8 protein-coding genes are annotated in these 13,264 nt (G+C 47.5%); 3 read left to right on the top strand and 5 right to left on the bottom strand.

Annotated elements, in window-relative coordinates; translation table 11 throughout:
* Window positions 1–11: 11 nt before the first annotated feature.
* The 3 genes from ABTV53_RS03945 to nirB all read right to left on the bottom strand — a co-directional run bounded on the left by ABTV53_RS03945 (window position 12) and on the right by nirB (window position 5,022).
* Complete coding sequence (locus ABTV53_RS03945; RefSeq protein WP_433750852.1) at window positions 12–431, bottom strand: hypothetical protein; 420 nt, start codon at window positions 429–431, stop codon at window positions 12–14.
* 331 nt (window positions 432–762) lie between these two features.
* Window positions 763–2,895 carry an assimilatory nitrate reductase catalytic subunit NasC gene (gene nasC, locus ABTV53_RS03940; RefSeq protein ID WP_433750850.1) on the bottom strand — a complete coding sequence of 711 codons (2,133 nt, stop codon included), beginning with the start codon at window positions 2,893–2,895 and terminating at the stop codon, window positions 763–765.
* 21 nt (window positions 2,896–2,916) lie between these two features.
* Complete coding sequence (gene nirB / locus ABTV53_RS03935; protein ID WP_433750847.1) at window positions 2,917–5,022, bottom strand: nitrite reductase large subunit NirB; 2,106 nt, start codon at window positions 5,020–5,022, stop codon at window positions 2,917–2,919.
* Between the two features lie 425 nt (window positions 5,023–5,447).
* Here nirB and ABTV53_RS03930 point away from each other — a divergent pair, with 425 nt between their 5' ends.
* Complete coding sequence (locus ABTV53_RS03930) at window positions 5,448–6,677, top strand: nitrate/nitrite transporter (RefSeq protein WP_433754040.1); 1,230 nt, start codon at window positions 5,448–5,450, stop codon at window positions 6,675–6,677.
* A gap of 103 nt (window positions 6,678–6,780) precedes the next feature.
* Here the strand turns inward: ABTV53_RS03930 and fabF are convergent, their stop codons facing one another.
* Window positions 6,781–8,019: a beta-ketoacyl-ACP synthase II gene (gene fabF / locus ABTV53_RS03925; RefSeq protein WP_433750844.1), complete on the bottom strand. Its 1,239-nt coding sequence runs from the start codon at window positions 8,017–8,019 to the stop codon at window positions 6,781–6,783.
* Window positions 8,020–8,156: 137 nt separating this feature from the next.
* Between fabF and ABTV53_RS03920 the strand changes: the two genes are divergently transcribed.
* On the top strand, window positions 8,157–9,020 hold the full coding sequence (locus ABTV53_RS03920) for a helix-turn-helix transcriptional regulator (protein ID WP_421888251.1): 864 nt from the start codon (window positions 8,157–8,159) through the stop codon (window positions 9,018–9,020).
* Window positions 9,021–9,154: 134 nt separating this feature from the next.
* Window positions 9,155–9,829 carry a response regulator transcription factor gene (locus ABTV53_RS03915; RefSeq protein ID WP_421888254.1) on the top strand — a complete coding sequence of 225 codons (675 nt, stop codon included), beginning with the start codon at window positions 9,155–9,157 and terminating at the stop codon, window positions 9,827–9,829.
* 21 nt (window positions 9,830–9,850) lie between these two features.
* On the opposite strand, the gene ABTV53_RS03910 is transcribed toward ABTV53_RS03915, so the two are convergent.
* Window positions 9,851–13,090, bottom strand: a complete 3,240-nt coding sequence (locus ABTV53_RS03910) for a response regulator (protein WP_433750840.1) — start codon at window positions 13,088–13,090, stop codon at window positions 9,851–9,853.
* Window positions 13,091–13,264 lie beyond the last annotated feature (174 nt).

Here is a 13,264-nt window from a genome sequence, read left to right as displayed (position 1 = left end):
TTTATCACTCTCTACCACAGACGTCCGGCAAGCATTGTAAAACGGATAAACACCACGTTATCGCCGTCCTGTATCAAAATGGACTTGTCCAGTTCCTGTAATTCTTCATCGTTGTGAAACACTTTGTACAACCCATCCTCATAAGCGGTTATCGCCGTCTCCATCGCACCATTCACATCAGGAACGCCCTCATTGTATACTGCGCCAAATCCAACTTTTCCCGCTGCTCTCTGCACCTCAATATCATCCGGCATCAGGTAGGTGAGTAGTTCTGCCTGTTGCTTCTTCTCCTGAAGATCCTTAACTTGCAGAGCCACCATGTTCTCAATGAGCTGCCTTAGCGTATGAGTTGTTTCCGGAAGTTCGGCAGCTTGCTTGGCAAGTACCGGCTTGCGCTTACCCAGACTTTTTACCGTTATCCATACGTTCACTGTCTTGCTCCCCTCTGCCCTGCCTTATTTGAATAAGCCCCGATATCTGTACCACGATGATAATAACCTAAACTCGAGATGACGATCAGTCTCAAAACACAATCAAAAATACGTACATATGTACCCCTAATGAACATCATAACTAAAATTAAAGCCATATTCATGAGCCAATCCTCATGTTTACGTGAAACCACGGAACTATAACCTACTTGCATACATATACGCAAAAAAAGCCGCCCAGTCTCATATAACTATGGGACTGGGCGGCCACTTATCTACGATGAGAGCAGCTTATGACACCTGGTAACCTGTAATCTGAAACCTGTATGAATCATCTGACCAATCGTAACGGTCGAATGTTTACTGCCGCCGTCTTGAATCCAGGCATCCGGCAGAACGGATCTAGCTCTGGTCTGGTCGCCCGGTTCACATTCTGAACGCCGCCCCAATGCATCGGCACGAACAAGGTATCCTCCCGTATGGAATCCTTGATACGCGAACGAACCGTGAAGCTCCCATACATCGATTGAATCTCGACCCATTCTCCATCGTGAATACGATAACGTGCAGCGGTAGCCGGGTGAAGTTCAACAAAGTTCTCCAATTCACGGGCTGCAAGAGCCGGGCTACGATGTGTCTGCACCCCTGTAAGATAATGAGGAAGCACACGGCCATTGGTCAGAATTATAGGGAATTCTGGTGATATATCATTCCAGCCCGGACTTGATTCGAATGTAAACGCCGCTTTGCCGTCGGGATGAGCGAATCGTTCACCGAACAGTAACCCTTCTCCCTGCTCCTCCAGGGCAGAACACGGCCAGTACACCCCTTTCTCGTTACGCAAACGCTCATAGGTAATGCCATAATAATCAGCGACTCCGCCACGGCTTGCCACCCGAAGCTCATTAAAGATGTCCTCAGCACTGTCATATTCAAAGTACGAAGCTTTACCCAATTGCGCGGCAATCCGGCATAATATATCCCAATCATCGAGCGTTTCTCCTGGCGCAGGTCGTCCCTGTTCACGGAGCAGAACCCGCCCCTCCAGATTGGTCAGTGTACCTTCATTCTCCATATAAGAGGTAACCGGCAGAACCAGATCAGCCATTCGCGCTGTCTCGGACAGAAACATGTCTGCCACGATCAGAAAGTCCAGCTTGCGTAGACCTTCTTCCACCACACGCACATTGGGGTTGGATACGACCGGGTTGGAGCCCATTACGAGCAACGCCCGAATCTCCTGGTCATGGACCTTCTCCATCATCTCGTAGGCCGAGACTCCTTTACCTGGCAAACTTGCAGGGTCCACGCCCCAGACGGATGCCACATAGACACGATCGGCTTCATTTTCAATCGATCGATAGCCCGGCAGCTGGTCAGCCTTCTGCCCATGCTCCCGTCCACCTTGCCCATTTCCTTGACCTGTGATGGCACCATATCCACAGCCTTCTCGGCCAATTTTGCCAGTCGCGAGCACCAGGTTGAGAAAGTGCCTGACGGCCATATGCCCATCCGTCTGCTGCTCCACACCACGCGCTGTCATGATCATACCTGTCTCTGCCTCACCATAGGCTATCGCCGCCTGACGAATTAGGGACAGATCAACGCCACATGCTTGTGCCGCCTGTTCAAGTTGCAGATCAGCCAATCCTTGCATCAATTGCTCGTATCCATGCGTTCGTTCGCCTATAAAATGAGGGTCTATCAATCGGGCATCCATAATCACCTTCAACATGGTATCCGCCAACAAGGCATCCATGCCAGGCTTCACCTGTAAGTGAAGATCAGCAATGGCTGCGGTTGCCGTCTTACGTGGATCAATAACGATAATGAATGCTCCGTTCTCCTTGGCCTGATTGAAGTAGGGCAACAGGGTAGGTTGGCATTCCGCAATATTGGTACCTGCGAGTACAATGCAACCTGCCTTGGGAATATCGGACAGGCGGAACGTCAATCCACGATCCATCCCAAACACTTTGCTGCCAGCTGAGGCTGCAGCTGACATGCAGAACCGTCCATTATAGTCGATATACTTCGTCCCCAATGCAATCCTGGCGAATTTGCCAAGCAGATAGGCTGTCTCATTGGTCAAAGATCCGCCTCCGTATACTCCGACCGTATCTGCTCCGTATGAATCTTTCAAGTTCTGAAACCGCTCTACAATGGTCTGAATGGCCTCCTCCCAGGAACAGGGTTCAAGCTCGCCATTGCGCCGAATCAGCGGATGCATTAACCGTTGACTACTGAGCGCATGTTGATGAGCATTCATACCCTTGACACACAACCTGCCCTGAGAGGCTTCATTCGGAACACCCTGAACCATATACTCACCACGACGCTGGCCCGCAACAGGTGCAGCCAGTTCTTCAACAGTCATCTTGCATTGCACACTGCAATACGGACACTGGGTTTCCTTCACATAGAGCTTGGAGGCTGTTGGTTCTGAACTCACGGATAATCCCATCTTTCCATCCCCGCCTTTCATCTATATATCAGCTTGAAGTGTAGCTGCAAGTTCCTTCTGTAATTGGTCATCCAGCAGCGTTTCCCTGATCGACACGAATCCCAAACGCTCCGTCCATGCCCATACCGGCTCATCATACCAAGCCGTTTGGCGATACCATTGAAGGCAGGCTGATGCGAGTGCTGATGCTTGCATCTCCGTTTCAGCCACCCCGAGCAAGCCACCTTGCTTGACCGGATGTTCTGCGTGACCGCCTGCGTAGATCTCCCATCCAGCCGGTGAAGCCAGCAAGCCGATATCCTGCACCAGTGCGCTCACCAATGACCCGGGTCCTGGTGCGACTCCCATATTCACTGGCGACGGCATCGCTACGTCGATCCAACGCGCTTGAAGTTGTGCAGCCAAGCCACCTGCATTCCTCGCATAGGATAACTGTGGAATATGATCATCCCAGCGTACCTGAATCGCTGAGTGACCCTCGATCTCTTGATCCACTATTCTTCCATCAAATACCTGCAAGTAATAGTGGATCACTGGACGACATACCGCGCAGCCATGCTCCGTCCCCCAACCCAGTTGCTGCAGGATCAAGGGCAGGTCTGTCTCCCGATCAACCATATCAGCCAGCATTTCCTTCAGTTCTGCATGTCCAAGCTCCGTACAACTGCACACAGGCATTGGAACAGGTTTATCCGGTACGGCTTCCACTCCGGTACCTCCGTTATTTTTCAGATTATGCGTATATTTCAACAGAGCAGCCACCATCGGGCGACAGCCACCGCATGAGCCTGACGCCTTGGTCTGCTCCTTCACCTGATCTGCCGTTTCCAGTCCCTGTTCCTGAATCGCCTTCACAATGGTAGCCTTGGTCACATTGTTGCAGGCACATACCGTCTCCTGAGTCGGTAATGCGGCAGCAGCCATCTCAGCCGGGTCTGGGGCCCCTTCATGCGGAGCCAATTCCGCCACATCCGCCCCTCGTTGCACCAGTCCAAGCAATGCCGTTCCTTCGGCTGTATCTCCAAATAAAATGGCTCCGCGCACTTTGCCGGCCTTCATCAACACTTTTTTATATGTGCCTTGAATGCCATCCAGATGTTGAATCGCGGTCTGCATGCCTTCACCACTAATCTCGCCGGCCGAGAAAACATCAACTCCCGATACCTTCAACTGTGAGTAGGGAATCGATCCTTTGTATTCATGCGTTTCCCGTCCACAGAGCGTACGTGCGAGCACCTTCCCCTGTTCGTATAAGGGGGCCACCAGACCATAACTGATTCCCCGATGTTCTGCACATTCCCCAACTGCGTATATATCCGGTACATTGGTGCGCATATAGTCATCTACCACAATTGCCCGATTTGTGGCAATTCCACTTCGTCTGGCGAGATCCACATTTGGCCGAATGCCTACAGCGACAATGACAACCTGAGCTTCAAGCTTGGAACCATCTGTGAACAGAAGTCCCTGCGCCTGTGATCGTCCGGTAATTTTCTGCGTATTTTTGGACAAAAGAAAGGACATACCCTGCCCTTCAAGTTCCTGTTGAAGCATCGCGGCAGCCTTCTGATCCAACTGCCGGTTCATAATGTAAGGTGCGTTATGGACCACCACAGCTTCCATGCCCAGATGCAGCAACCCGCGTGCAGCCTCCAGTCCAAGTAATCCGCCACCAATGACTGCGGCCTTGCGATATGTTTTGGAATAATCAGACATGCGCGTACAATCATCAATGGTTCGGAAGGACATGACCCGCTCTTTATCCATTCCCGGAATCGGTGGGATAAAAGGGGAAGACCCTGTCGCCAGAATCAGGACATCATAGGTTTCTTTTAGTCCGGATTCAGTCTCTATATATTTTCCACGGGTATCAATGCGGTGTACCGTTTCACCTGTACATAGCCGGATATGATGCTCGGCGTACCAAGTCCAATCATTGATAATGATATCCTGTAACGAATGCTCCCCCTGCAATACTTTTGATAACATGATCCGGTTGTAGTTTGGACGGGGTTCATTGCCGTAGATTACAATCTCATACGTATCAGGCTCCAGTGCGATAATCTCTTCGACACACTTCACTCCAGCCATGCCATTCCCGATAATCACCAGTTTGCTTCTGCTCATGGGCTGCCCCCTTATCTCTCTCACCTGAAAATAAACAGAAAAATCCCTTCTCCATGATTCGGAAAAGGGCACCGTTGCCTCCGGAATCCACACGCCTTTGTGTGGATTCATATTAGATTCAGATTAAGGGAATCTCAATCTAATGTCAACTAAATTAACATTAAAAATGCGGATAATGATTAAAAAATGAATTATTTAAAGTTTCATGTAATTTTTGTTGACATATATATTTTCTCATGATTATAATTTGAATCAAAATCACAGTGCTGTGATCACTCAGATGCGGGAACACAATGACGTGTACCGCCTGTCGGCAACGGGGCCGCAAATCGTTCAGATCTGGACGAATTGCGGCCTTTTTCTGCCTTAACACGCACATAGACAAATCACGAAGATCTCAATTGGATGAGGAGCGATGATGAATGATGGAGAGCAAAAGTTTTTGGAAAAGCGGGCATAAGCCCACCCTCTTCGGGGCGTTTATGTATTTTGACATCAGTTTTATGATATGGGGGATGCTGGGTCCACTCGCAGTGGTCATTGCATTGGACTATCCGATGACTCCGCTGGAAAAGGCCAATCTGGTCGCGTTGCCTATCCTTGGTGGCTCCATCCTGCGACTTGTGCTTGGCTTCATGTCTGATTATATAGGTCCGAAACTAACCGCACAGATCGGGATGCTCGTCACCTTAGTTCCTTTATTACTCGGCTGGTTATGGGTCGACTCTTTAAGCCAACTGTACGTGGTGGCACTCTTGCTCGGTGTCGCAGGCGCCTCCTTTGCTGCTGCGTTGCCGCTGGCAGGCCAATGGTATGGCAAGGAGCATCAGGGTCTGGCCATGGGTATTGCCGGGGCGGGTAACAGCGGAACCGTACTCGCGACATTGTTTGCCAATCGCTTGGCAACGCATTTTGGGAGCTGGGAAGTTGTGTTCGGACTTGCGATTATACCCATCGCTATCGTATTCATTCTCTTTTCTATCTTTGCCAAAAATAGCCCTAACCGACCTGAACCCAAGAAATTGTCCCAATATGGAAGTCTGCTTAAACAAAAAGATGCCTGGGTATTCTGTGCCTTCTATTGTGTGACCTTTGGCGGCTTCGTTGGATTATGTAACTATCTCACCATCTTCTTCAACACCCAGTATGGACTCTCTCCTGTTCGAGCCGCAGACATTACCACCTTCTGTGTAATCGCAGGCAGTTTCTTCCGACCTGTCGGGGGTTATCTGGCTGACAAAATTGGTGGAACCCGCATGCTGACTTTCCTGTACACAGGAGCTTGTATTATGCTAATTGGCGTATCCTTCATACCACCTCTGCCTGTGGTCGTAGTCATGTTGTTCCTCGGTATGATGTGTCTGGGAGCCGGAAATGGCTCCGTGTTCCAACTGGTTCCCCAACGCTTCGGCAACGAAATTGGCCTGATGACAGGCATTGTAGGTGCCGCTGGCGGATTGGGCGGGTATGCACTGCCGCTGATTCTCGGTCAACTGTATAGCAGCTATCAATCCTATACACCAGGCTTTGTCATTCTTAGCCTGATTGCAGCAGCTTCCCTGTTCCTGGTTCTCTTCATGCAATCCCGCTGGCGTGTAAGCTGGCTGAGTCGAGGTAACAAAGGCATCGCCGATTCGACATCCCTCTCTTCCTGAGGTGTACAACCACTTGGCCGTTAACCAAAGTACAGTGTTTACGAGTGATCCAGAAGTAAGCAAAGAACAGCGCAGCCCCATCAGGGTGCGCTGTTCTTTTTACTTAAGATGAATATTTTTGAAGAACAATAACCGCATTATGACCGCCGAAGCCAAAGGAATTAGACATCCCAATCTGCAACTCTGCTTTTCTTGCCTCGTTCGGTACATAATCCAGATCACATTCGGGGTCCCTCTGCTCCTGATTAATGGTTGGAGGAATGATGCCATGCCGCAGACTTTGAATAAGCGAGATCGCCTCCGCACCACCTGCTGCACCAAGCATATGTCCCGTCATGGATTTATTCGCCGTAACTGGAATGTCATAGGCAGCTGTCCCGAAAAGTTGTTTAATGGCTCTCGTTTCGGAGAGATCACCCGCCTCCGTACTGGTGGCATGAGCATTAATCACATCAATATTTTCAGGTCCAATCTGAGCTTCTTTCAGTGATGCTTTCATCGCCAGATATGCACCCCGCCCTTCCGGGTGGGTAGCTACCATATGATACGCATCTGAACTGGCACCATATCCAATCACTTCAGCCAGAATATTTGCTCCTCTTCCCCGTGCATGAGACAGGGATTCCACAACCAGAATTCCAGCACCCTCCGCCATGACAAAACCGCCTCTCCCTGCATCAAATGGACGACTTGCTGTTTGGAACGCTTCATTTCTTGTTGATAACGCTGTTGCATTACCAAAGCTTGCCAGAGACACTTCGGTTACAGCCGCTTCTGTCCCGCCAGCAATAATGACATCAGCTCCGCCATGACGAATGACCCGGAAAGCCTCTCCAATAGCTGTATTGCCAATGGAACAAGCTGTTACTGGCGACAATGTCGGCCCCCAGCAACCAAACCTCATACTGACCATAGCCGCAGCCATATTGGATATCATCATGGGTACCAATGTTGGACTGACGCGTGCAGGTCCCCGATCGGACAGGACCTTGCCTTGTTCCATCAATGTCTGGATTCCGCCTATGCCTGAACCAATATATACACCTACCCGTTCACGGTCCAGTTCATCCATCACAAGACCCGATTGCGATACAGCCTGATCCGCAGCAGCAACTGCAAATTGAACGAATCGGTCCATACGCCTTCCTTCCTTGCGCCCAAAACGCTCTTCACCATTAAAATCACGGACTACGCCAGCAATTCTGGTTTTGTACAAAGCTGTATCAAAATGTTCTATAGGTGATACACCTGATCTCCCCTCAATTAATCCATTCCAGAATGTATGTACATCATTTCCCAAAGGAGAGATGACTCCCATACCTGTAATCACGACTCGTTCCATGTCCATCCTCCTTCAGCGCTGTTGTCTACCTTATCTTACGCTCTGCCACTAATAGTGCACTTTTGAATATCCTATTACAAGTTGTCTATTATAATAGTATAATGACTACTATGATAACGAGGATTGAAGGTGATGGATTGAACTACGATGTCAGGTTACAGGCATTGTCTACTTTTCTGAAAACACAGCGTTCCAAAATTTCTCCCGAATCGGTCGGTTTACCCACTGGAAGTCGGAGAAGAACGCCTGGGCTGAGGAGAGAAGAGGTTTCCCAACTGGCAGGAGTGAGTACAACATGGTATACCTGGCTTGAACAAGGTCGGGATATTCAGGTATCCCATTCCGTGTTGGATAACATTGCTTCAGCACTAAGGCTTACTGCAGATGAACGAAAGTATCTGTTTTCGCTCGCCATGGAGCATCATTCGGATCTGCCCACACTGGAAGAAGAACCGGTTCAACTTCACCCTTCCTTGCAGAAAATTTTGCAAGAACTGCATCATTGCCCTACCGTGATCTCGGATCGGCGTTGTTATATTGTCGGCTGGAATGATGCAGCCAAGCATGTTTTTATGGATTTCGAACAGATCCCCCCCGAACAGCGGAATATGATCAGTCTGTTATTTGATCGAAAGGAATTTCGCAGGCTCGCGGTGAACTGGGAGGATTTTGTTAGCGGATTTCTGGCGATTTTTCGTGCTTACTATGGTCAGTACGTTGATGATGAATGGTATAATTTATTTCTGGATGACATGATGAACAGACATCCCGATTTTCATACCCTTTGGAAACAAAGCAGCGTCAGCAGTGCCCCGGATGTATTAATCGAATTCAGGCATTCCAAAGCAGGCAAAATGTTGTTTGATCTGACTTCGTTGCAGGTTCAGGGTAATTCCGATCTGCGTTGCAGCGTCTACACCCCTGCGCCAGAGAGCGCTACTGAGCGCAAACTGATGCGCCTGATCGAGCGTGAAGCTGATCCACATGCTGGCAAGCATTAAATCGATTTTCTCACCTTCTTGGAGTCATGTTAGAGTCTTGACATCCTCATGTCGCATGTTTTAAATATCAGGTATATGAAGTTAATCCATGGATCTTAGTCCTTCTACAAGAAGGGGGTTCAGAAAGGAATATCATGACGAAAGTGCTTATCATAGAGGACGACAACATGTTAGGCGATACATTATCCTTGTATTTACAAGGTGAAGGGTATGATGTTATCCGTGTCGATAACGCAAGAGATGGTCTTCTACAGCTTCAAGCGCGGCCTGATATCCTGCTTCTTGACTTGATGCTCCCTGATTCGGGTAATAAGAATCCTTGTTCTCTCATGCGCCAACATACGGCAATCCCCATCATTGTCATCTCTTCGTTAACCGAAGTTTCTGAGCGAATTCAATCATTAACAGATGGGGCTGATGATTATGTATGTAAACCTTTCAGCATGCAGGAACTGAAAGCACGTATTGAGGCTGTATTGCGTCGTTACTCCATATTAAACAGCTCTGTTGTCACTGAACAGGAAACCGGAATATCTCTCGATCTGGCGCGAAGAACCGTTCTGTTGAATAACCAGCGCGTGGAGATGACGTTTTCCGAATTTGAGATCATGAAGCTGTTTGTCCTCAATCCTGGCAAGGTCTACAGTCGGTATGCCCTGATTGAAGCCATTCGTGGTATTGATGCCTACATTAATGACCGCACCATCGATGTGCACATTACCAAGCTTCGTAAAAAAATTGAAGACAATCCGAAAAACCCCCAATACATTCAAACCATCTGGGGGGTCGGATATAAGTTCACACCTTAAAATAATACAATTTTATTGAGATCACCATGGCAAAGACCCGGTAATTTTATCAATCTCCTGTTGCACCTTCTCTAATACCAAGTTTAGTGCCTCTTCTTTGTGTAACGGACCCGATAAGAGCAGCTCCAGCTGGAGAACCGCACACATCAGGTCCACTGCATGCAGATTCGCAGCTACGCCTCGAAGAGAATGGACACTACGGATTACATCAGCAATCTGCTGTTGCTGAAGCTGAATTGCTAGTTTTTTCTGGTACGAGCCATATTCCATTCTGAATTTCGTGAGCGCATATTGCAGAATATGCGGCTTGCCGTCCATCTGTCTGATCGCCTTATCTGCATCAATTCCATTGATCTCCCTTATGCCTTTTAGATCAATCCATTTTGCCAAAATGTCTTCGATCTGTTGTTCATGTAGGGGCTTAGTCAGGATGGCATTCATGCCTGCTTCAAGATATAATTCGTGGTCCCTTGTTAAACCATTCGCTGTAAGCGCGATAATGGGCGTACGATCATATTTCCTCATCTTGCGAATGTGCCTCGCTGCATCAATCCCGTTCATATCTGGCATATAGAGATCCATCAGAATCAGTTCCCATGTTTGTTCGTCCAATTTCTTCAAAACCTCTGTGCCACTGTTTGCCAGCGTCACCTTGAATCCGATATGTTCCAGCATGGCCCGAATAGCCAGTTGATTGATTTCATGATCTTCAGCTATCAGTATATGTCCTTTCAAGTTACATGAATAGAATTCGTCGACTTCTACCATCTGATGTTTCTCCAGCGGTCCTTCGCCCTGAAGTGCAAGTATGACTTCAAACAATCCCAGACGTGTAATAGGTTTGACCATCATCATATCCGGTTGAATGGATTTTTCCTCACTCCAGAGGGCATTCTCACTGAATGCATGCGTATAACCTACCACCTGAATTTTCGTTCGATCTAATCGCTTCATCAGGTTGTTCCAGGCCGAACCATTGTGTGCATGCTCTGCATCCATATTCATCATAAATAAGATTGAACTTATCCCCTCTGCATCAGGTACACCCCAATCACTTTCCATCATATGGTTCAACGAAGGATACAGCTTTGGCTTCATCCCGAATGAGTGGAGTATCTGCTTCAGATTTTTGCCCAATCGTTCATCTTCTTCAACGATAACCACATCATCCGCACAATAGAGAAGAGGGTATGTTTGCAGAAAGGAACTTTCTTCTTCCGAATCTGCAAGTTCAAATATCAAGTCGAATGAGAACAGACTGTACTCTCCCAACACACTATCCACCCGCAAGCTTCCTCCCAAGGAGGTCACCAGAAGATAACAGATGACCAGCCCAAGACCAGAACCACCATAGGTTCGATACGTTGAAGGTTCCGCTTGAGTAAACGGGACAAAAAGCCGTTCCAATTGTTCAGGTGACATTCCAATTCCCGTATCCTCTACCTCAAAACGCACCTGAACTCGCTCCGCCTCCAATGAAAGCACCTCTGCCTGTAATGTTACATATCCATGCTCCGTAAATTTAATCGCATTACTCAGCAGATTCAATAACACCTGTTCAAGTCGGAATGGATCACCAATTACCGTCAACGGCAGATCGGGATCGGTTGTAAAGATCACTTCGATATCTTTGTGCCCGATGGCCACACCGATCTGATCGGCCACACGTTTGATCACATCCTCTGGTGAAAAAGAGACCTTCTCTAATATCAGCTTGCCTGCCTCAATTTTCGAAAAATCAAGAATATCATTTACGAGGGCAAGCAATGTTTGGGAGGACGCGTTGATTTTACTCAAATAATCCTTTTGTTGTGGAGATAGAGCTGTCCGCTGAAGCAACAACGAAAAATTGATAATACCGCTCAGAGGGGTACGAATCTCGTGGCTCATGAATGCGAGAAACTCACTCTTCGCCTGGCTTGCTTTGTCAGCTTTAACACGTCTATAGTGATCCGAAATGTCATGAATGACTGCCTTAATTTTCTCACTCGAGTTTAATACTCTAACAGGGTATAGGTGAACACGAACCTGCTGCTCATGGCCTTCTCCAACAATGAAACTCAGTTCTGTATCCTGGGCTATATTGTGATGTAAAGCTTTTTGGAAAACGAACAACCAGTTCTCCAGCTGTTCAATGAACAACAATTCTTCAAGCTGACGCCCAATCACTTCCTGCCTGCCGAGACCAAGCACATCCAGAAATTTCTGATTTACCGACACAATACACCTGTTGCTGTCCATACCCACAAACCAGTCAGCCGACACTCGCTCAAGCGTTCGATAACGCTCTTCACTTTCTTGAATCCTTCGTTTAACTGCTCTGTGTTCCGTGATATCGAGTCCATATCCCACGACATATTTCACTACACCCTCTTCAAGCAGAGGGCGAACTTTCACCAGCGAATAGTACCCTTCATGTTCAATTTCGTAAAAAAAAGATTCCCCTTCCCATGCCCGGTTAAACTGCTTTCGCAGAAATTCTACCTTTTCCCGTGGTAAAATATCCAATGTGCCCAGTTTGTAATCTTGCTTCAGACTACTCATATCCAAGCCCAGTTGGGAGAGCATCTCTCCTTCAAGCACAAGATACTCGAATTTTCCGTTCTGTTTTCGGATTTTAAAAGTAAAACCGGGCTGCATACGAAGCATCTCCAGCATTTCCTGATCCCTTTGAATGACCAATCTCCTATATCGATGATTTTGGTTCAGGTAATACAGGAATAATATAACGGATAGCAGACAGATACATTGAAAAAGAAGAATCTGCCCCATCATTAGCAGAGAAGGAGAATGTGTCTTGAGTACAGTAAGTTCATACACAGTAATCAGCAGATACGCTCCGTACAACCACTTCTGCATAAATCCCCTGATATACTTAAAGATCAGACATATGGCTACAACAAATAACAACTCTGTCAACGCATACTGCCAGTTCTCCAACAAGGGATTACGCCCCATATTAATCCGAAAAATCCACATGAATACAAAAGTGACAAAAGCAGAGCCACTCCCACCAAAATAAGCAGCAAGCAGATACACACTGGCCCGGAAATTCAACAATGTACCATCCTCAAGCACAATAGAGAAATAATAGAGCGCCGTGCCCAACATGCTTAGTGTAATACCAATAATGATCCGGGTGGTGTTGGATGTTGAACGGGTAGCATTTGTATGGTTCAGATAGTGATGAATTAGGAAAATAAAGGTCAAAATTAGCGTGAAATTTAATACAAGATCGCGTAGCAAATGGTCACCGTCCACATTACGACTTCAGGATTTCATGCATTCAATGAATGTTGTCAGATTCACGGTCGCAGTTCCCCAGTACACAAATCATAGTATGCCAGGCTCCCTTATTCAATTGACGATATTGACCATTTTTTTGAAAATAATTACTGCTTTCACCTAACATACCCTTATCACGAAACAACGATT

It is taken from the genome of Paenibacillus amylolyticus, from assembly GCF_050990605.1.
GTDB classification, from domain to species: Bacteria; Bacillota; Bacilli; order Paenibacillales; family Paenibacillaceae; genus Paenibacillus; species Paenibacillus amylolyticus_H.
Note: the sequence above shows the minus strand (reverse complement) of the source record. Positions and strands in the feature narration are given on the sequence as shown.

Excerpts from the sequence above, each read along its gene's own strand:
- ABTV53_RS03930 (WP_433754040.1), top strand. The coding sequence starts at position 5,448 with ATGGAGAGCAAAAGTTTTTGGAAAAGCGGGCATAAGCCCACCCTCTTC.
- nasC (WP_433750850.1), bottom strand. The coding sequence starts at position 2,895 with ATGGGATTATCCGTGAGTTCAGAACCAACAGCCTCCAAGCTCTATGTG.
- nirB (WP_433750847.1), bottom strand. The coding sequence starts at position 5,022 with ATGAGCAGAAGCAAACTGGTGATTATCGGGAATGGCATGGCTGGAGTG.
- ABTV53_RS03915 (WP_421888254.1), top strand. The coding sequence starts at position 9,155 with ATGACGAAAGTGCTTATCATAGAGGACGACAACATGTTAGGCGATACA.
- fabF (WP_433750844.1), bottom strand. The coding sequence starts at position 8,019 with ATGGAACGAGTCGTGATTACAGGTATGGGAGTCATCTCTCCTTTGGGA.